14 protein-coding genes and 1 tRNA gene are annotated in these 19,551 nt (G+C 33.8%); 4 read left to right on the top strand and 11 right to left on the bottom strand.

All coding sequences use genetic code 11. The features are described 5' to 3' along the window. Window positions 1-155: 155 nt before the first annotated feature. Window positions 156-2,192 carry a ComEC/Rec2 family competence protein gene (locus B0E44_RS09255; protein WP_077373442.1) on the top strand — a complete coding sequence of 679 codons (2,037 nt, stop codon included), beginning with the start codon at window positions 156-158 and terminating at the stop codon, window positions 2,190-2,192. A gap of 8 nt (window positions 2,193-2,200) precedes the next feature. Here B0E44_RS09255 and B0E44_RS09250 read toward each other — a convergent pair whose 3' ends face one another. From B0E44_RS09250 to B0E44_RS09230, 5 genes are all read right to left on the bottom strand, one after another. Then, window positions 2,201-2,710 carry a thioredoxin fold domain-containing protein gene (locus tag B0E44_RS09250; protein ID WP_077373440.1) on the bottom strand — a complete coding sequence of 170 codons (510 nt, stop codon included), beginning with the start codon at window positions 2,708-2,710 and terminating at the stop codon, window positions 2,201-2,203. 124 nt (window positions 2,711-2,834) lie between these two features. Continuing rightward, window positions 2,835-4,346, bottom strand: a complete 1,512-nt coding sequence (locus B0E44_RS09245) for a peptide MFS transporter (RefSeq protein ID WP_077373437.1) — start codon at window positions 4,344-4,346, stop codon at window positions 2,835-2,837. Window positions 4,347-4,359: 13 nt separating this feature from the next. Further along, window positions 4,360-6,012, bottom strand: coding sequence for a peptide MFS transporter (locus B0E44_RS09240; protein ID WP_077373434.1), 1,653 nt, complete (start codon window positions 6,010-6,012; stop codon window positions 4,360-4,362). A 225-nt stretch (window positions 6,013-6,237) separates the two neighbouring features. Beyond that, window positions 6,238-7,929: a peptide MFS transporter gene (locus B0E44_RS09235; protein ID WP_077373431.1), complete on the bottom strand. Its 1,692-nt coding sequence runs from the start codon at window positions 7,927-7,929 to the stop codon at window positions 6,238-6,240. 39 nt (window positions 7,930-7,968) lie between these two features. Next, window positions 7,969-10,140 carry a S9 family peptidase gene (locus B0E44_RS09230; protein ID WP_077373428.1) on the bottom strand — a complete coding sequence of 724 codons (2,172 nt, stop codon included), beginning with the start codon at window positions 10,138-10,140 and terminating at the stop codon, window positions 7,969-7,971. 424 nt (window positions 10,141-10,564) lie between these two features. Between B0E44_RS09230 and B0E44_RS09225 the strand changes: the two genes are divergently transcribed. Next, window positions 10,565-11,881 (top strand): hydroxymethylglutaryl-CoA reductase, degradative, encoded by a 1,317-nt coding sequence (locus B0E44_RS09225; RefSeq protein WP_077373425.1) that lies wholly within the window; start codon window positions 10,565-10,567, stop codon window positions 11,879-11,881. A gap of 60 nt (window positions 11,882-11,941) precedes the next feature. Further along, window positions 11,942-12,853: a GYDIA family GHMP kinase gene (locus tag B0E44_RS09220; protein ID WP_077373422.1), complete on the top strand. Its 912-nt coding sequence runs from the start codon at window positions 11,942-11,944 to the stop codon at window positions 12,851-12,853. A 120-nt stretch (window positions 12,854-12,973) separates the two neighbouring features. Here B0E44_RS09220 and B0E44_RS09215 read toward each other — a convergent pair whose 3' ends face one another. From B0E44_RS09215 to B0E44_RS09190, 6 genes are all read right to left on the bottom strand, one after another. Next, window positions 12,974-15,073: a peptidylprolyl isomerase gene (locus B0E44_RS09215; protein ID WP_077373419.1), complete on the bottom strand. Its 2,100-nt coding sequence runs from the start codon at window positions 15,071-15,073 to the stop codon at window positions 12,974-12,976. 110 nt (window positions 15,074-15,183) lie between these two features. Beyond that, complete coding sequence (locus tag B0E44_RS09210) at window positions 15,184-16,443, bottom strand: hemolysin family protein (RefSeq protein WP_077373416.1); 1,260 nt, start codon at window positions 16,441-16,443, stop codon at window positions 15,184-15,186. A 6-nt stretch (window positions 16,444-16,449) separates the two neighbouring features. Beyond that, window positions 16,450-16,641: a hypothetical protein gene (locus B0E44_RS09205; RefSeq protein WP_077373414.1), complete on the bottom strand. Its 192-nt coding sequence runs from the start codon at window positions 16,639-16,641 to the stop codon at window positions 16,450-16,452. A 17-nt stretch (window positions 16,642-16,658) separates the two neighbouring features. Next, window positions 16,659-17,213: an LPS export ABC transporter periplasmic protein LptC gene (lptC, locus tag B0E44_RS09200; RefSeq protein WP_077373411.1), complete on the bottom strand. Its 555-nt coding sequence runs from the start codon at window positions 17,211-17,213 to the stop codon at window positions 16,659-16,661. Window positions 17,214-17,257: 44 nt separating this feature from the next. Further along, window positions 17,258-18,508, bottom strand: a complete 1,251-nt coding sequence (locus B0E44_RS09195) for a hypothetical protein (RefSeq protein WP_077373408.1) — start codon at window positions 18,506-18,508, stop codon at window positions 17,258-17,260. Next, a complete protein-coding gene (locus B0E44_RS09190) occupies window positions 18,501-19,235 on the bottom strand; it encodes a type III pantothenate kinase (RefSeq protein ID WP_077373405.1) in 735 nt (244 codons plus the stop codon). Before B0E44_RS09190 ends, B0E44_RS09195 begins: the two co-directional genes overlap by 8 nt. Window positions 19,236-19,379: 144 nt before the next feature. On the opposite strand from B0E44_RS09190, the gene B0E44_RS09185 reads away from it, so the two are divergent. Continuing rightward, window positions 19,380-19,452 (top strand) — tRNA-Phe (locus B0E44_RS09185). The last annotated feature ends 99 nt before the right edge of the window (window positions 19,453-19,551 follow it).

Here is a 19,551-nt window from a genome sequence, read left to right as displayed (position 1 = left end):
CGTTGCGGTGATTCGGCTCCTTTCCTTTATACTGTCGGGCTATCCGAGCTACTTCGGTAGCTTGCTCCTATCCCTCACGCAAGACAAGGGACTATCCTAAAAGAGCATTTTTACAAAAGAACACATTTCTTACAAAAAATTTGTACTTTGGTAATATGAAAGTATTACAATTCCCATTAGCAAGAATTTCATTAGCCTTTATTGCTGGAGTACTCGCAATCTATTTCCTAAAACCAATTCCTCCTGCAATATTTGCTTTTTTGACGATAACGGTTATTATTTTTTTCAGTGCGTATTATTCAAGCCAAAAAAACACCAAAATTCAAATACATTTCGGAATTGCTGTCTATCTCCTAGCCTTTTCTATTGGTGCCACCACACAAACCGTCCACACCGATTCCAATCGACCAGATAACTACACTCGTTACAAAAATATTTTTGAGAAGAACCATACTTTTACGCTGACATTAAGGGAAAAGTTAAAAAGTACGGCTTTCAATGAACGCTATATTGCTTTGCTAAATTCGGTTGATCAAGAAAAAGCATCGGGCCGAATTCTGCTCAATATCCGTAAAGACAGCTTGACACATCCTTTTATTATTGGAAATCAACTAAAAATCAATGCTCCTTTAATTAAAAACACTACTCAAAAAAATCCAAATCAATTTGATTATTCTAAATACCTCGAAAACAAACAAATCTATGGCCAGCTCTATGCTGACTCAAATGAAATTCAGCTCAATTCAGAAATAACAAAAGACATTTGGCATCATGCTTCGCAGTTCAGAACTCGGATCATTCAAAATTTAGAAAAAAATAAATTCAGCAATAAAGAACTAAACGTTGCCGTCGCATTAATTATGGGGCAACAACAAGAAATTGACCCCGAAATTATACAAGACTATCAATATGCGGGAGCTGTACATATTTTATCCGTTTCGGGATTACATATTGGGTTTATACTGTTGTTTATCACTTTTGTACTGAAACCTTTTCCTAACACAAAAAAAGGAGCTTTCATCAAATTACTGATTATACTTGCCAGTTTAATGCTTTTTGGGATTCTGGCCGGGCTTGCGCCGTCGGTAGTCCGCTCTGTAGTAATGTTTTCCTTTGTTGCGATTGGACAATATTTGAGAAGAAGTGTAAACATCTATCACACTTTATTGGTATCTATTTTGCTTATTTTACTGTTTCAGCCTTCCTTTTTATTCGATGTTGGTTTTCAGCTGAGTTATGCAGCGCTGTTTTTTATCGTTTGGCTGCAGCCTTTATTGGCAAATATCTGGAAACCAAAAAACAAAATCGGGAACTACTTTTGGGATATTTTAACCGTTTCATTTGCTGCACAGCTTGGCACGTTGCCACTAAGCATTTATTATTTTCATCAATTTCCGGGATTGTTCTTCATTACAAATATAATCGTGATTCCGTTTCTGGGTTTCATAATGAGCTTGGGTGTTTTGGTAATGCTTTTGGCAGCATTCGGCTGGGTTCCATATTATCTGGCAAAAATACTGGAATTAAGCATTTTTTATTTGAACAAAATAATTAGCTTCATCGCCTCATTGGAACAATTCATTATCAAAGACATTCCATTAAACACACCACTATTAATCAGCAGTTATTTTGTAATTATAACTGCTGCCATTGCACTTCAACAGAAACACTTTAAAAACTTAGTTTGGGTATTAATCGCCATTATAACCTTTCAAATATCAACTATTGCCACAAAATGGAAAGTCCAAAATCAAACCGAATTTATCGTACTGAACACTTCAAAAAACACAGGTATTATTGAACGAAATGGATACAATGTTAAACTATTTGCCAATGACAGTTTGATAAAAAACGCCAAAACCAATAAAGTTCTATCTTCCTATCTCACGGCCAACTTTAGTACACTGAAAGAAAAACATAAATTAACAAATCTTATCTATTTTAAAGGAAATAAAATACTGCTGATCGACAGCTCTAAGGCGTATCCCAAAAACGTACAACCTGATATTTTAATCCTTACGCAATCACCAAAAATCAATTTTGACAGATTACTGCAAGCCATGAAACCAAAAATTGTAATAGCCGATGCTTCCAATTATAAATCGTTTCAAAAAAAATGGGAAGCAAGTTGTAATCAACAAAAAATCCCTTTCCATGCAACTGCAGAAAAGGGATTCTTTAAAATTAATTAATGGAAAATTTATGCTTTTTTAGACTTAGTTTTTGATTTTGGCTCTGGTGTCATTTTGGCATTTTTCACAAAGGGCTCAGCAACGGCTAACCACGCAGTTGGACCACCAGCTACATAACCTGTATTACCCAAGCCTTCGAAATTAACTTTCCCTTCTTTATTTACAGATGCTTTTGCAAAATACACGGTTGGAAATCCCTGTATACCAAATGCTTGCTGCAACTCGTTGTTTTGTTTTTTTATCTCTTCGGTTTGAGCAGTTCTTCTTGGATAATCCAATTCCACAAGAATAACGCTTTCTTTGGCCCATTTGCTGAATTCAGGAGTTTTGAGCACTTCTTTTTGCAAACGAATACACCAGCCACACCAATCACTTCCGGTAAAAAATAACAACAATGGTTTTTTTTCTTTATTCGAAACTTTAATGGCTTCTTTTACATCTGTGTACCATTTTAACTCTTGAGCTTGAGTCGAAACAGCTCCAATTAAAAATAATGTTATCAAAAATACTTTTTTCATTTGTCGTGTTTATTAATTTTTGAGTAAAATAGAGTTGTACAAAAACTAAAATCTTCTTTCGCTTATTCTCTAAATTGATTTCTTATCTACAAATTTAAACAAAAATAATACCAAAAATTGTCGGCTACTTTACTTCTTGCATTAATTTTTTGACCAATGGAGAAATAAGAATCAAAACTACACCAGCAATCAAAGCATAAATGGCTAATTGTTGATATCCATCGGCATACACATTTAACTTTTCAAGATTACTGGCATTCTCTGAAGCCTCAGCAATATTGGCACCCAATAATCCAGCAAAATACTGGCCGTAAGCGCTTGCCAGAAACCACATACCCATTATTACCGCTTGCGTTTTCAAAGGTGAAAGTTTTGTCATGGCAGACATACCAATTGGTGACAAACAAAGTTCTCCAAAAGTAATGATAAACCAACCAAAAGTAAACAAACCTAATGATGTTCTACCACCGGCATCGGCAAAGAATTTAGTGTAATAAAATATCCAGAAACCACCTGCCAAAAACAAAAATGCCAAACCAAATTTAATAACCGTATTGGGTTCAATTTTTCTTTTGGCCATCCATAACCAAACCAATCCCACTAAAGCAGCAAACCCGATTACGAAAAAAGAATTCGCAGAATTGTTAACTCCATTTGGACTTAAAGGCACGTCAAGAATGGTATTGTTTAAATTATTTACCGCAAAAAGACTCAAAGAACCTCCACTCTGTTCAAAAAATGCCCAAAAGAAAATAGAGAATATGATAAAAATCAAAGCCGCAAACAACTTTTTATTTTCAGCTGCAGAAAAGTTTTTCATCTCATAAAGCAAATATAAAATCGAAGCTGGCCCAATGAACATCATGAAATAATCGGTATAAACGGTATTGGCTACCATAATGATAATTAAGGGAATAATTAACAAGGAACCTACATATGTCAATAACTCCATTTTTTTTCTCTTGGTTTTCTCAATTTCCAATAATGGCGAAATCCCAATATCCCCAAGCTTTTTTTGAGTTTGTGTGAATGTCAAAAGACTTATAATCATTACAATTGCGGCAAATCCGAAACCAACATTCCAACGTAAATGTTCTGGAATGAGTGATTGCCACATTGAACCCTCGGCAACTGCTATACAAATATATCCTCCAATTAATGCTCCCAGATTTACTCCCATATAAAAGAATGAAAAACCGGCATCTCTTCTCGGATCACCCTCTTGGTATAGTTGTCCAACCATAGATGAAATATTTGGCTTGAAAAATCCAGTTCCCACAATGGTAAATCCAATACCTATAAAAAAGAAGTTTTTGGGATCTATCGAAAGAATGACACTTCCAATTATCATTAAAATCCCCCCCCAAAATAAAGATTTCCGCAAACCTAGAATCTTGTCGGCAAATAAACCTCCAATAAATGTAAAAGCATAAACCCAGGCTTGTGTGGCGCCATACTGCAAATTGGCCACTCTCTCGTTCATACCCAACTGCCCTACCATAAATACAACCAACATTCCACGCATTCCGTAGAAACAAAAACGCTCCCACATCTCACTGAAGAACAAATACCACAACTGCTTAGGATACTTTCCCTTAAAATTTCGAATCTCCTCTATTGATAAATTTTCTGTCATTTTTATATATAATTTAATTCATTCCTTTTTCTTTCATCACCGCATTTAACCTCTTTAAAATTAATAATCCTAAAGCGGTTGCAAAAAGCAATAATAAAGCATTTACTATGAAAAAATTAGCTTTGTTTTCATAATCGTACCACATACTCGCCAAAACTCCGGAAAGCTTGTTTCCGATAGAAATCGACAAAAAGAAACCTCCCATCATTAAAGCCGTCAAACGGGGTGGACTTAATTTAGACACTATCGAAAGTCCCATCGGAGACAAACACAATTCGCCAATAGTAATAACACCATATGTCCCTACTAACCACCAAGGTGAAACTTTTACAGCTCCGTTACTGCCAAAATAAACGGCAAGCACCATGACTAAACACGACAAAGAAGAGATGAATAAACCTAAAACTATTTTAGAAGGCGTACTCGGTTCTTTGCCTTTTTTTCGCATAAAGGCAAAAAAGCCAACCACAAATGGCGTTAAAACAATAATCCAGCCCGGATTTATAGATTGAAATAATTCCGTGTTAATCAAAGATACTTTTTGATTGGAATTACTTTCAATCTCAGCTCTCTGTTTCTCGGAAATATTGGTAAAATAAACATCTTTCCCCTGAACTTTTACCGGCTCATTATTATCATCTTTCACCGCTTTAAATTGAGCATCGTATTTTTGGACTTCCTTAGTGGCAAAATCTTTTTCTTCTACTAAATAGATAGAAGCCAAAGTTTTTTCTGTCGTTCCGGTAACTTGTCTGTCCGTATAATAATTTGCCCAACGGGTTAATGCCGTTCCGTTCTGTTTAAAAACAGCCCAAAACAACATTCCCACAGCAAAAATTGCCAACAAAGCACCAAGTGGACGTTTGTCTTCCTTATTGGCTTTCACATACAAACTAATGTAAAAAATAATCACAGGAACACAGGCAAAAATAAAGGCATCTGTAGAATCGCTTTTAAAAATATTTCCAGGAATTAGCCACCCTATAGCTCCACAAACTATAGCCGGTAAAAACACTACGCCTAAAATTCGACCTAAGGAAATATCTCCTTCCTGAACAGGTTTCATCACATTAGCACTTTCCAGATGCTTACGCCCTATAGAAAAAATAACCAATCCCAGTAACATTCCAATCCCTGCAGTAAAGAAAGCGGCACCCCAACCATATTGGTTTCGCATAAAAGCGGCAATAATGTTGCAAGCAAAAGCACCAAGATTGATTCCCATATAGAAAATATTGTAGCCCGCATCTTTGTTCGCTTTATACTCTTCGGTCGAATATAAATTCCCGACCAGCGTAGAAATACTTGGCTTAAAAAATCCGTTACCAATGATGATAAGCGCCATGGAGATATAAAACATAGTCACATCATGAAAACTCAATCCGATGTAACCCAGCGCCATTAAAAATCCGCCCAGATAGATCGCTCTGAAATAGCCTAAAAATCGATCGGCAAGGTATCCTCCTAAAAATGGAGTTAGATACGTTAAGGCGATATAAGTTCCAAAAATATCATCGGCATTCTTATCCGAAAAAGCCAATCCACCAGTAGCGGCCGGGTCAATCATATAGAGAACGAAAATTCCAATAATGAGGTAATAACCAAAACGTTCCCACATTTCTGTAAAAAAGAGGAAGGCCAGTCCTTTAGGATGTTTGCTTTTCATATCTGTAAAATTTATTTGTTATTGGTCATAATGCCATCGACTTTTTATTTATTGATGCCTGCTTTCACAAACTTTCAGTTAATATCGATTTCATGTAGATACTATTTAAATTTTAAAAATCTAAACGATTTCATAGGAATAATGCTGAGACAACTTTCGATATAAATTTAAACTAAAAATACCTACTTGAAAACCAAGTAGGTATTTATAAATTGTTTAGGAAGACTATCGAATACCGTGCATCATTTTTTTCAAAAATGGAGTTAGTGCAAATAAAATAACTGCAGCAATACCAGTCAATACCACAAACACCATGAAGAATTCGAAAAGATTATGAATTTCAAAACCAGCAAAAATAGGGTTATGATCCATAATTTGATTGGTATCTAATAATTGAACTTGTTCTGGAGTAAGAGTTACTTTTTTATCTAATACTGCCTGCAAATCAATTCCAAGTTCTTTTGCTTTATTAAATTTATCTCCTGTAGCGGGTAATATAGAACCCAACGTTCCTGCTAGTGCATAACCAGATGCATTCGATAAGAAAAATACTCCATACAATAAAGAAGAGAATCGTTTTGGTGATAATTTACCTACCAATGATAAACCGATTGGAGATAAACACAACTCAGCACAAGTATTCAACAAATACAATAGAATTAACCATTTAATAGCTAACAATCCTGAAGTTCCAAGATCTTTTACTTGAGTAGCAATCATGAAGAAACTCACTGCGATTAACAATAATCCTAAAGCCAATTTCACAGGAGAAATAGGTTCTTTGTCATTTGCTCTTAATTTATCCCATAACATACTGAACGGAACGGCTAAAGCAACAACAAATAATCCGTTGAAAATTTGCACCATCGAAGCCGGCATTGGCCATCCAAAAAAGTTTCTGTCGGTTTGATTATCTGCAATAAAAGTCAATGATGAACCCGCTTGTTCAAAAGCCGCCCAAAAGAATATAATAAAGAATGAAATAATATAAATTACAATTATTCGATCTCTTTCTATTTTTGTCAACGAACTGTCAGACAAAATTAACCCTGCCAATGTAATACCACTAGCATAAATAATTGGGTAAATAATCGTTTTTACAACATTTGTTCCGTCAACTGAGAAATGGAATAATAAAAATAATCCAACAAAAGCAACTACTGAAAGCATTAACGCTTTAGAACTAAAAACAGCACTTTGAGCCTCTCCTTCTTCGTAATCTGAAGATTCATTTTTAGAAGGCAATCCTCCTAATGGTTTCCCTTCTGGAGTAACCACATATTTATTTTTCAAGAAATAGAATACCAGCGTTCCTATAAGCATAGCAATCGCAGCGGCAAGAAATCCCCATTTGAATGCGTGAATATCTCTTATTCCTCCGGTACTTTTTACATCTCCTAATAATGGGCAAATAAATTGGCCTAAGAATGCTCCCAGGTTGATTCCCATGTAGAAAATAGTAAAAGCGGTATCTAGTTTTGTTTTTTCCTGTTTAGGATACAAACTTCCCACCATACTGGAAATATTCGGTTTGAAAAATCCATTTCCGAAAATGATGATTCCTAATCCCGAATACATTATGGTGGTAGCCAAACCAAGATTTTCTCCAAAAACACTGGCACTGGTAAATAATAATAATTGTCCAACAGCCATCATCAATCCACCAAGCATAATGCAATTTCTATTTCCAAAAAAACGATCAGAAATAAAACCTCCAAGCATCGGAGTCAAATAACAAAGACCTAGAAAACCTCCATAAATTAAAGAAGCATCTTCTTCTTTCATCATTAAGGAATTTACAAGAAAAAGAACCAATAAAGTCCGCATTCCATAGAAATTGAAACGTTCCCACATTTCGGTTCCGAATAACACCCAAAGTCCTTTTGGATGTGCTGTTTTCGATTGAGTTTCTGTCATTTTTTTAGTTTTGGTTTGATTTGGTAATTATGATTTGGGTTATAGATTCTCTTTTATAAAGTTAGTCATTTTGTTATACAACTGGATTCTGGTTTTTCCTCCGTAAATTCCGTGGTTTTTATCCGGATATATTTGAGAGTCAAATTGTTTATTGGCTTGAATTAAAGCCTCCATCATTTGCATAGAATTTTGTACATGTACATTATCGTCTGCAGAACCATGAATTAAAAGGAACTTTCCTTTTAGTTTACTTACATGATTAATAGGTGAATTATTATCATATCCACTTGCATTTTCTTGTGGAGTTTGCATGTATCTTTCGGTATAAATGCTATCGTAAAAACGCCAGTTGGTTACCGGTGCCACTGCAATTGCCATTTTAAAGACATCGGCTCCTTGAAAAATACAATTAGACGCCATAAATCCACCATAAGACCAGCCAAAAATACCAATTCTTGAAGCATCTACATATGCATAAGAACCGATTACTTTAGCAGCATCAATTTGATCTTCTACTTCATATTTTCCTAATTCTTTTTGAGTTACTTTCTTAAAATCGGCACCTTTAAAACCAGTTCCTCTTCCGTCAACACAAGCAACAATGTATCCTTGTTGTGCTAACATCATAAACCAATAATCGTTACCATTTATCCATTGATTTGCTACTTGTTGTGAACCAGGTCCAGAGTATTGAAACATAAAAACAGGATACTTTTTGTTAGGATCAAAATCTTTTGGTTTAATCATCCAAGCATTAAGTTCGTTTCCTTTAGCCGTTTTTAAAACAAAAAACTCTTTAGACGGCAAGTTATACCCTCCTAATTTTGTTGCTAGAGCTTGATTGTTTTCGATAACCTGAATTTCTTTCCCGGTTTTTGACTCACTCAAAGTATAGGTAGTAGGTTGAGATGCGCTTGAGAAAGTATTAATGAAGAATTGGAAATTAGGGCTAAAAGTCCCTGCATTTGTTCCAGTATTTTTAGACAAACGCACTTTGTTTTTTCCGTCAAGTGCAATTCTATAAACATCACGATTGATTGACCCGTTTTCTGTGGACTGATAAAAAACAGTTTTTGTTTTTTCGTCAAAACCATAATATGAAGTAACCTCCCAGTTTCCTTTTGTAACCTGATTTTTTAATTTTCCGGTTTTGTCATAAAGATAAATGTGGTTGAAACCATCTTTTTCGCTTGTCCAAATAAAGCTGTTATCTTTTAGAAATGTCAAATTATCAGTTACATCAACATACGCTTTATCTTTTTCATTCAAAACCACTTTTGCAACAGCAGTTGTCCCATCTACAAATAACAAGTCCAAATTATCTTGGTGGCGATTCAAAACCTGAGCTGACAAAATATTATTATCATTTGTCCATTTCAATCTTGCAATATAAAAATCATTATAGTTACTTAAATCAACTTTTTTAACCGCATTGCTAGCTGCATCGTATATATGCAATGAAACTACAGAGTTTTTTTCTCCCGCTTTAGGATATTTAAAAGTTTCTACTGTTGGGTATAAACTTTTTTGAAAGACCGACATTGAGAATTCAGGAACCTGACTTTCGTCAAAACGTATATAAGCTAATTTTTTACTGTCTCCACTCCAATCGAAAGCACGAACAAAAGCAAATTCTTCTTCATAAACCCAATCCGTAATTCCATTAATTACAGCATTCTTTTTTCCATCAGTAGTAACTGCAGTTGATTTTTTTGAAGCTACATCATAAACATATAAATTGTTTTCTTTGGCGTAAGCAATCTTAGTCCCATCAGGAGAAAATGTTGGCTCTTGAACCTGAAAATCAAAAAGCTTAGTTAAGGTTTTGGCAGCAATATCATATAAAAAATAATCTGCTGTAAAAGAGTGGCGGAAAATTTTGTTTGAATGACAAGCAATTAATATCTTTTTTTCTGAAGCATCAAACTTATAACTATCAATTCCGTCTGCTAGTTCCTTAAAATTTTTAGTATCAATTAGGTTTGACACTTTCTTTAATGTTGCAAAATCATAAAGATCGATTTGCATACTTTTAGTAGCTTTATCAGAATTTAAAACTGTGTATTGATTGGTATTTTTCAATGACTCCAATGCATCCATCCCTTTGGCACGAAAAGCTCCTGTAAAAATTTCATCAATGGTTATTTTTTGTTGTCCAAAAACCGTAACACACAAAAAGAAAAGTAACGCAGTAATTTTATTCGAATTCATATAATAGGTAATATTTGTTTTCTTTTGGAATATGCAATTGCATATCATAATTTGTATTTGTCCCAATTTTATGCCATGCTCATTTCACGATATAGATAGAGTCATAAAAGCGACAATTTTAGTGAAAATTTTATAAATAAAACACTTTTAGCTTGTTAAATGTTATAAAAAAATATTTTTAACAATTTTAATGAATATTATTCCAATAATAAAACAAACCACAATAATTCTCCATCTTAATTTTGTAGTATTTAAAAATTTATGATAAAAACAAAACTTGTGATTATATTGCCCCCTTTCAATTTTAAATCTCAAAAGTTAATTCGCTAAATAAATGAATCGAATTCAAAATAGAGCTCCATTTTGAAAAAAGCAATAAAACGGAATGCTTATCTTTGCAGCAATAAAGCTATAATTTACACCTATGAACAACGCTATTGCTGGATTTTCTAAACTATCCAAAGAAGAAAAAATAAACTGGATTGCCAATCACTATTTTTCAACTCCAAGTGAAGCTATAGCACTTCTAAAAAATTACTGGAATTCGGATGAAAAAATCCAAAAACTGCACGATGAATTCATAGAAAATACAATTTCAAATTTTTACATTCCATTGGGCGTTGCACCCAATTTTCTGATTAATGGAAAATACAGCACGATTCCAATGGCTATTGAAGAAAGTTCCGTTGTTGCAGCGGCTTCCAAAGCGGCAAAATTCTGGTCAACACGAGGCGGATTCAAAACAACAGTTATCAGTACAGAGAAAATTGGTCAGGTTCATTTTATATATAAAGGAGACAAATCCAAATTAGCTTTATTTTTTGGACAATTAAAACCCAATTTGTTTGAAGTCACTGAACACTTAACCAAAAACATGCAAAAAAGAGGCGGTGGTATTTTGGACATCATTCTAAAAGACAAAACTGATTTACTCTCAAATTACCATCAACTCCATGCTACTTTTGAGACCGTAGACAGTATGGGAGCGAATTTCATCAACTCATGTTTGGAGCAATTCGCCCAAACATTGAAAGAAGAAGCACAAACTTTTGAAATGTTTACTGAAGAAGAGAAAAACATACAAATCGTTATGAGTATTCTTTCCAACTATGTTCCCGATTGTATCGTTCGTGCAGAAGTTTCATGTCCTATAGAAGATTTAGCTGAAAAACACATTGAACATCCAAACGAATTTGCCTCTAAATTTATTCAAGCTGTACAAATAGCTGAAGTGGAACCATATCGCGCCGTAACTCACAACAAAGGAATTATGAACGGAATTGACGCAGTTGTTCTCGCAACCGGAAATGACTTTAGAGCCGTCGAAGCAGGAATTCACGCTTACGCTTCCAAAAATGGACAATATTCCAGTTTGTCCCATGCCAAAATTGAAAATGGCATTTTTAGTTTTTGGCTGGAAATTCCGTTGGCCCTAGGAACCGTTGGCGGATTAACATCGCTTCATCCTTTGGTAAAATTATCTTTGGAAATGCTTGAAAAACCATCAGCCAAAGAATTAATGCAAATTGTCGCTGTAGCAGGATTGGCACAAAACTTTGCCGCATTACGATCACTAACCACAACAGGGATTCAGGAAGGACATATGAAAATGCATTTGAACAACATCTTGAATCAGTTTGAAGCCAATGATGAAGAACGTCATTTGATTAAAAAACACTTTAAGCATCACGTTGTATCCCATAGTGCAGTAGTTAATTTTATTGAAAATTTAAGAAAATAATTACCCTTAACCTTTGTCAAAGTTTTAAACTTTGACAAAGGTGTTTGAGTTAATAAAACAATGAAAAAAACATTTTACAGCAACGGAAAACTTTTGATAACAGGAGAATATTTGGTTCTTGATGGAGCAAAAGCATTGGCCTTACCTACAAAATTTGGACAAAACTTGATTGTGGAGAAAACTGACAACCAAGAAATCAAATGGAAAAGTTTTGATGCTGACGGAAGTGTTTGGTTTGAAGATACCATTCCATTTTCGGTAATTATTTCTACCACTCCTTTTGAAAAAGAATCTGTAAAAAACACTCTAATTACTATTTTAAGAGAAGCGTATAAGTTGAATTCAGATGCGATTTTAAACTCGGAAGGCTATACCGTTTCAACACAATTGAGTTTTTCAAAAAAATGGGGACTGGGAACCTCTTCAACTTTAATAAATAACATTGCCCAATGGTTTGAAATAAATGCCTTCACGTTACTTAAAAACAGTTTTGGAGGTAGTGGGTATGATATTGCCTGTGCGCAAAATGACTGTCCGATTCTATATCATCTCGAACAAGGACAGCCAATTATCGATAAAGTAAAATTCCAACCAACATTTACTCAAAATCTATACTTTGTTTATCTTAACCAAAAGCAAAACAGTAAAAATGCCATTGCTGCCTATAAAGAGAAAAAAAACAATTTAGAAGAAGCAAAAGAAATTATCAGCCAACTAACTGAAACGGTTACAAGTGCAAAAGACGAAAACACTTTTGCGAAAGCGTTAGAAAAACACGAAAAAGAACTAAGCTCAATTCTTAAAACAAAAACGGTTAAAGAATCCTTGTTTTCTGATTTTGACGGAACCGTAAAAAGTCTTGGAGCATGGGGTGGCGATTTTGTATTGGTCATTGCGAAAGAAAATCCTAGCCCTTACTTTAAATCCAAAGGATTTGAAACCATCATTCCTTATAGCGAAATGATATTATAAATTTTAATCAAAATCAGTTTTAGAAACCCAGTTCGGGATTCGAATTGAAAAGTCAAAAAAACAAAAAACCCGATACTTGCAGTTTATAAGTATCGGGTTTTTATGTTAGAAAATTACTGTTTAGTAATTAAAATCTTTTCTGTTATCTTTTATATCAGCATCATCTTTTAAAGCTGGCAATACTCTGTTTACTTCAGAAGCACTTTGCGCTTTTAATTTAGCAACATTATCAGTATAACTTTTTAAAGCTGGTGCTTTAACAGTGCTTATATTTTTTACTACATAAACTCCAGTAACACCTTCAATTGGAGCTGATAATTTATTTGCGGCCAAAGCAAATGCATTTCCTACCACTTTTGGCTCTTGACCAACACCACCTGTTAAAACTGGATTTTCCAAAGTAACATCAGTAGCTTGTTGTACAGTTGTACCTGTAGCTTTTGCGATAGCTTCCAATGAACTTCCGTTCATTTTAGCTTTTAATATTTCTGCTTTTTTCTTGTTTTTAAGAATTGACTCCACGTAAGGTCTAGCTTGATCAACAGGAATTAAACCTGAATTATCAATAGCTTTCACTTTAGCAATTACGTGCCCTATATTAGCTACTTCAAATCTTTTAACAGCTCCCTCTTTAGTGTCTTTTTCAAAAGCCCATCTAACGATAGTTCTTTGATTTCCTAAAGGACCAAAATTCTCGTCCATCGCTTTTACTGAAACCGCTGGTGAAACCGTAAGAGTCATATCTTTTGCCACTTTATTAAAATCTTTATCAGCAGCATCCATTTCGAATTTTGTAGCTTGCGTAAATGCTTTGTCAGAAGTAGCTTCTGAAGCTTCAATTTTTTGAGCTACAGTTGCCAAACGAATTCCATCTTGTTTATCAGTTACTTTAATAATATGGTAACCAAATTGAGTTTCTACCAATCCTACTTTCCCGATACCATTATTGAAAACAAAGTCATTAAACGGTTTTACCATTGCGTTTTGAGCAAAATAACCTAAATCTCCTCCTTGTTGAGCAGAAGAATCATCCGAACTAGTGAAAGCTAACATTAAGAAACTATCTGGATTTGCAGTTACTTGAGCTAAAATTTCTTCCGCTTTAGTTTTAGCTTCTTCTTTAGTTCTTTTCTCTCTTTTTGCAGGAACTTGAGTTCCTTCATAACTAATAAGAATATGACTTGCTTTTGCATTTACACTAGCTTTTCTACCTAAAGATTTTGAAATACAGTAGTATTTTCCAAAAACATAAGGTCCATAAACTTCTCCTGGAGCTAAGTTGTACAATTTGTCAGCATCAACTGCAGGCAAATCTTTTTTAGCAACATAAGAAGAATCATAAGGCACATCAGAATTTGAATTTACAAATTCAATCACATTTTTAGTGTTTTTAAAACCAGCTAAAGTATCATTTTTACCAGTTGCTTGATTGTAAACTACACTTCCTGACAATAATGAATTAACTTTAGTTTTAACTTCATTTACATCTGCTGCAGATGCTTTGTCTTCAATTAAAACATATTCTATTTTACGAGTCTCTTCAGATTTGAATTTTTTTGGACTCGCTTTCATGAACTCCAAAATCTCTGCATCAGTAACTTTTACGTCACTGTCTTTAATAGTAGAAAACAAACCAGCAACATAAGCGAAGCTTACTTTGTTAGCTCCCATTTCGTAATTGAATTTTCCTTCACTTTCGGTTGTGTAAATACCCGCTTTAATTAAGGTATTATAGATTTGAAATTTAGCATTCAATTCCGCATCTTTTTCTCTCTCTTTCAAAAATTGAGCTTGCTCAGGATTTGCTTTGAAATATTCTTTAAATTTAGCAATATCAAACATTCCTGCTCCATTCAAAAACATTGGATTTTTCCCGATGTTTTGATCAGCTTTAAGCACGTCAATAATATGTTTCTCACCAACTCTTAATCCTAATTTATCAAATTCGGCAGAAAGCAAAGCAATAGTCACTTCTTGATCCCACACTTGTCTAGACGCCTCTGTAGAAGAAACACCTTGTCCGCTTTTTTCAACATTACTAACTTTTATTCTAAAATCCTCAAATGAGATATCTTTCCCATTGATGCTTCCAACATCTTTTGAACTTGACCCAAAACTACCGTTTGAAAAAAGATCCTGTATGATAAATGAAAATAATGCTAGAGCGATAACTCCAATCATTATAGCGGAATGTTGTCTAATTTTTGATAAAACTGCCATTGTATATTATTGTTTATTTTAAAATTTTGTTTGCGAAAATACAATTATCTAATTAATAATTATAGAACTACTGTTTTTTTTTTGTTTTTTTTTAAATTAAAAAAAGAATCTCAGTCTTTGATAGTCATTTTAACCAATTCAATCTTCTTATTCGTGGCTTCATCGATGACAAAATGATAGTTCTCTATGGTAATCTCATCCCCTTTTTGAGGAATTCCCTTAGTAAAATTTACAATGAATCCTCCAAGTGTGCCATAAGAATCACTTTCAGGAATAGCCAATTTATAGGTATGATTCAAATACTCTACATCCAAACGGGCAGAGAATAAAAAAGCGCCATCCTCAAGCTCTTTTTCTACCAATTCTTCCTCCAAATCATGTTCGTCTTCTATTTCCCCAAAAAGCTCTTCCACTATATCTTCGATGGTTAGAATTCCAGATGTCCCTCCATATTCATCCAACACAACCGCCATGCTTTTTCTTTTTTTGGTCAGCAGACTCATAGCATCTTTTACATAAATAGCTTCTGGGATAAACTCAACCGGAATAACAATTTCTTTTATACTTGAAGGTTTTTTAAACAAATCAAAAGAATGAACATATCCAATGATATCGTCCAATGAATTTTGATAAATCACCATTTTAGAATAACCAGTATCAATAAACAATTCTTTTAGATTTTCCAAAGATTCCTTTATATCCACTGCCGCTATTTCTGTTCTTGGCGTCATTACATCACGGGCTTTTACTCCCGAAAAATCTAATGCATTACGAAACATCTGTATTTCTGAATCAACTTCTTCATGATCTTCAACCGTACTCATTTGCTCGTTGATATAGTTCCCCAATTCCACTTTACTAAAATAAAGTTGCACTTGATCACCTTCCGTTTTAAAAAATCTTTTCAAAACAAAATCTGAAATCCAAATTAAAAAAGTAGAAATAAAATAGAATAATTTATAAAAGAAAAAGGCTGGAATAGCCAAAAACTTAATCAATGAATTGGCATAAATCTGAAAAAAAACTTTCGGCAGAAACTCAGCTGTCATTACAACAACACTAGCTGAAATCACCGTTTGAATCAAAAGACCGGTAAAACCGGAGAAATGTAAATCAAAAAGTAGTAGCCTACTCATTAACATTTTCCCCATAAAAAAACCATATACCACAAATGCAACATTGTAACCAATAAGCATTGCAGCAATGAACTTTGAGGGTTTTTCAATAAGTTTGGTCAGAATTTTGGAAAGAAAACCATCTTGTTTTTTTTCTAATTCCAAATAAATTTTATTTGAAGAGACAAAGGCCGTCTCCATTCCTGAAAAAAAAGCACATAGTATTAAACACAATATTATGATACCTATTTCCATAAACACTTAAGGTTGTTTGTTTCTGTCTTCAAATTTTTTGGCAAATCTTCTTCTAAAGAAAAACATAAAAATGGCAAGTCCAGCAATAATAAAACTCAAAAAAGGAGTTTCGGCAGTATTCCATTTTGTATATCCATCGTAAAGAAAATAAATTCCAAAAGCTAAGTAAAGGTATGAAGTGTATTTTAAGAAATTCATGTTGTTTGTATTTTTTATTATTCAGAAGATTCAATTTCTCCTTCTATTCGTTGGGAATTCACTACTTTAAAATCTTTGCTAAAATCAATTCCCTGTCCAGTAGAACCTCCTTTGGCATCAGTCAATTTAAATTTTTTCTCTGTATAAAACCATTGGTTTTTTTGATCAAAATATAACTGTTCCGTTTCGAGCATTTGCCCCTCTTCTGAAGTGATTTTTACTTTTCCCTGTAAATCAATTATACTGGTTTGTTTATACGAAATTGCATAATTAGACTTAATAAAAGTTCTTTTGCCTTTATCATCAAAAATTGTCACATCAACTCCTTTTGGAAATTCTGTAAATGCAAAATCAACATTGGCATAATCATACATTTTTGGACTCACCAATATGGATTTTATTTTTCCGGAATCTGTGTATTTCAAATTCACAAAATCGGCATCACCACTGGGAACAAACTCCGAATAATCATTTTTCTGAACTTCTTTAAAATTACTTTCACACCCCAAAACCATACCAGCTACAATAATAAGCAGTAAAAGAAACAGGATATTTTTTTTAAAGGGAGCCATAAATTAGGATATCAATTAGGAAAACAGATTTCATTGACTACGAATTAGTCAATTTTTCTTTGTCCAAACCATTTGTCATTAAGCGAAAAACTCATTGCAAAAGTAAAATAATCTTCTTGAACCAATCCTTTTGCCGTTGTTCCTCTTTTTCCATATTCCAAACCGATATTGATATTGGAAACACCCCCAGGAACTGGCAAACCAAAACCTAGAGTCACACCTCTATCATCAATCTCTTCTGAATTGATAATAGTCCCAGTTTTTGTGTATTTCAAACCAGCTCTATAGACCACTTTCTGATAATACTTTGAAAAAACATTATAATTAGGAATATAATACCCCCCCAAACTATAACTGGAATATTTACCATACGTGGCATTGCTTGATGTATTGTAATCATTGGCAAGTTTTCCAATATTTTGAAAAACCATTTGCGTTCCTATCATCCATTTCTTGGTTTGACCAGCACCAAAACCAAAAGACATTTTTTCTGGAATTGTCAAATCTGTTCTAATCTCCCTTGCATCTACCGCATCGATAACACCAATATCATAATTAGAATTATAATTTACGGTAGAAATTGTTCTAGTATTGGTAGAGGACAATTTACTTTGTGGAGTATAGGTAAAACTACTGTATAAATTTGTTTTTTTATAAATTTTGTGTTTATACATAGCTCCAAAATTAGTGGTAAAGCCACTCAAATCTGCCTTGTTTTCCTCATAAGTCCCTATTAAAACTCCAGAAATATACTCTAAATTTGAGTTATTAATTCTTCCGAAATTATACTGCACATCCGCGCCTAACACTAAATTGGGAACAATTGTATATCCCAATGAAAAAAAAGCTTTATTTAAACCACCTGTTCCTTTCAAAACATTATTTACCCCATCAGGTTCTGAACTTGTCGATTGAATATTGTATCCTACCGAAGTATATGGCAGCAATCCAAATCCAACACCCATTTTTCCTAATGGCAAAGCAACCGCCAAATAATCTAATGTTGTTCTTTGTGCGCTTTCTTTATTAGAATCTGTTTTCAGACTGGTAGCGGTATAATTTCCTCCCATTGTGAAAGTGGTAAACTTTAAACTGGCAAAACTTGCCGGATTCAGAATATTAATATGGAGACTGTCCTGCTCTATATTCAAACCTCCCATGGAACGATTTTCAAGATTCCCTTTAAATCTGGATTCACCTATTCCGAAAAAAGAGTAAGGAGAAGCAGATCCACTTTGAGCATTAGACATTAGTGAAAAAAAGAAACATGCAATAACAATAATTTTTTTAATCATTTTCTATTTTATATTGAAAAATTTGGTTCAAACTCTCTAATAGAAAATTTGAATTGGCAAATATGGTATTTTTTAATCGTTTAGCCAAAAATTCTGTGTCTCCACCCGTTAAAATTATTATAAAATTTGGATATTTTGATTGATATTCATCGACAAAACCATTAATCTCATAGACCAATCCATTTACAACTCCAGAATGAATTGCCTCAGTAGTTGAATCTCCAACGAAATACCTCGGACTCTGTAGTGTCAACAAAGGTAATTTTTCGGTGAAGTTGTGCAAAGATTCGTATCGTAAACGTAACCCTGGAGAAATAGCTCCACCATGATACACATCATTTTCATCCACAAAATCGTAGGTCACACAAGTTCCAGCATCTATAATTAATCGATTTTGACCTTGAAACTGCAAAGTTGCACCGGCAGCCAATACCATCCTATCTATCCCTAAAGTTTTTGGAGTAGCATAATTATTGGCAAAAGGAAAATTATCTTCAGGGGAAACAAACCAGACATCAAGTTCATTTTGAAATCGCAAAAACGAATTTTTATCTACATCACCAACAGAAGCCACAACCAAATGCGTGACTTTTTTGTGTTTTTTTAAAACTTCCTCAATTTTTTCCTGAATTTCTTCTTTAGGAAAAACAAAAACCTCCTTCATCTTATCCCTCTCAAAAACAGCACCTTTAATTCTTGTATTCCCTACATCAATAGTTAAAACCATAGTCTCTTTTTTAAAAATGCTAAGGTACGAATAGATTTTTTTTAAAAAATGTATTGTTTAATTTAAAAAAGATTCTATATTTGCACCCGCAAACAAGTTCACTGAACTCCTATATAAATAGCGACAAAGTAAATTAATAAGCACGGTACCTTAGCTCAGATGGTAGAGCAATGGACTGAAAATCCATGTGTCCCTGGTTCGATCCCTGGAGGTACCACGAAACCCACTCTGCAGAGTGGGTTTTTTGTTTTTTACATCTTCCAAAAAAAGCAAAATTTTCATTTATTTAATTGATAATAAAAGAATTAACTTCAAA

It is taken from the genome of Flavobacterium sp. A45, from assembly GCF_002001005.1.
GTDB lineage: Bacteria > Bacteroidota > Bacteroidia > Flavobacteriales > Flavobacteriaceae > Flavobacterium.
This window is presented reverse-complemented; position numbering and strand designations above follow the sequence as displayed.

Bases quoted from the DNA above. Each gene is read 5' to 3' on its own strand.
- B0E44_RS09210 (WP_077373416.1), bottom strand. From the start codon at position 16,443: ATGGAAATAGGTATCATAATATTGTGTTTAATACTATGTGCTTTTTTT.
- B0E44_RS09190 (WP_077373405.1), bottom strand. From the start codon at position 19,235: ATGGTTTTAACTATTGATGTAGGGAATACAAGAATTAAAGGTGCTGTT.
- B0E44_RS09250 (WP_077373440.1), bottom strand. From the start codon at position 2,710: ATGAAAAAAGTATTTTTGATAACATTATTTTTAATTGGAGCTGTTTCG.
- B0E44_RS09205 (WP_077373414.1), bottom strand. From the start codon at position 16,641: ATGAATTTCTTAAAATACACTTCATACCTTTACTTAGCTTTTGGAATT.
- B0E44_RS09240 (WP_077373434.1), bottom strand. From the start codon at position 6,012: ATGAAAAGCAAACATCCTAAAGGACTGGCCTTCCTCTTTTTTACAGAA.
- B0E44_RS09245 (WP_077373437.1), bottom strand. From the start codon at position 4,346: ATGACAGAAAATTTATCAATAGAGGAGATTCGAAATTTTAAGGGAAAG.
- B0E44_RS09195 (WP_077373408.1), bottom strand. From the start codon at position 18,508: ATGATTAAAAAAATTATTGTTATTGCATGTTTCTTTTTTTCACTAATG.
- B0E44_RS09235 (WP_077373431.1), bottom strand. From the start codon at position 7,929: ATGACAGAAACTCAATCGAAAACAGCACATCCAAAAGGACTTTGGGTG.
- B0E44_RS09255 (WP_077373442.1), top strand. From the start codon at position 156: ATGAAAGTATTACAATTCCCATTAGCAAGAATTTCATTAGCCTTTATT.
- lptC (WP_077373411.1), bottom strand. From the start codon at position 17,213: ATGGCTCCCTTTAAAAAAAATATCCTGTTTCTTTTACTGCTTATTATT.
- B0E44_RS09215 (WP_077373419.1), bottom strand. From the start codon at position 15,073: ATGGCAGTTTTATCAAAAATTAGACAACATTCCGCTATAATGATTGGA.
- B0E44_RS09230 (WP_077373428.1), bottom strand. From the start codon at position 10,140: ATGAATTCGAATAAAATTACTGCGTTACTTTTCTTTTTGTGTGTTACG.
- B0E44_RS09220 (WP_077373422.1), top strand. From the start codon at position 11,942: ATGAAAAAAACATTTTACAGCAACGGAAAACTTTTGATAACAGGAGAA.
- B0E44_RS09225 (WP_077373425.1), top strand. From the start codon at position 10,565: ATGAACAACGCTATTGCTGGATTTTCTAAACTATCCAAAGAAGAAAAA.